Source organism: Microvirga sp. HBU67558 (genome assembly GCF_018069605.1).
Classification (GTDB): Bacteria; Pseudomonadota; Alphaproteobacteria; order Rhizobiales; family Beijerinckiaceae; genus Microvirga; species Microvirga terrae.
In genome coordinates, this window is record NZ_JAGPUP010000164.1 from 1 (window position 1) to 396 (window position 396).

Consider the following 396-nt stretch of genomic DNA (forward strand, 5'->3'; position numbering starts at 1 on the left):
CGTGAGCGTCTCGAAGCCGCCCGCGCCCGCGGCCGGGTCGGCCACGCGGGCAAGGTTCGACTCGTCGAGCAGGATCAGCTGCGTGTTGCGCGCGATCCGGCGGGCGAAGGCATCGGGCAGGCCCAGCGCCGCCGTGAAGGGCAGCACGGTGATCGCGTCCGCCCCGCCGATGCCGGCGGAGAAGGCGGCGATCGTCGTGCGCAGGATATTCACCCAAGGGTCGCGCCGGGTGGTCATGCGCCAGGCGGTCTCAGCGTGCAGGCGGATCGGCTTCGGCTCGAGGCCGCAGGCCTGCTCCACGCGCGCCCACAGGCGGCGAAGCGCCCGCAGCTTCGCCACGGTGAGGAACTCGTCCGCATCGGCCACGAGGAGGAAGGACAGCGCCCGGCGTGCCGC

Annotated in this window: 1 protein-coding gene; it reads right to left on the reverse strand. The window is 73.7% G+C overall.

Annotation, left to right across the window (positions count from 1 at the left end):
• The coding region (locus KBI52_RS00655; protein WP_247654085.1) for a methylmalonyl-CoA mutase family protein at window positions 1-396 on the reverse strand (396 nt) is incomplete at both ends.